At 71.7% G+C, this 237-nt stretch carries 1 pseudogene; it reads left to right on the plus strand.

Annotated elements, in window-relative coordinates:
- A pseudogene (locus SB786_RS37650) lies at positions 1 to 237 on the plus strand (heavy metal translocating P-type ATPase); the annotation flags it as partial.

Consider the following 237-nt stretch of genomic DNA (forward strand, 5'->3'; position numbering starts at 1 on the left):
CCGCCTCGTCGAATCCGCGCAGGCCGAGAAGGCGCCGATCCAGCGGCTCGTCGACCGCGTCAGCGAAGTGTTCGTGCCGTCGATTCTCGGCATCGCCGTGCTGACGCTGATCGGCTGGCTGATCGCCGGCGCCGGCGCCGAAACGGCGATCCTGAACGCCGTCGCGGTGCTCGTCATCGCATGCCCGTGCGCGCTCGGTCTCGCGACGCCCGCCGCGATCATGGCCGGCACCGGCGT

The sequence above is a fragment of the Burkholderia sp. SIMBA_062 genome (genome assembly GCF_046534765.1).
GTDB lineage: Bacteria > Pseudomonadota > Gammaproteobacteria > Burkholderiales > Burkholderiaceae > Burkholderia > Burkholderia ambifaria.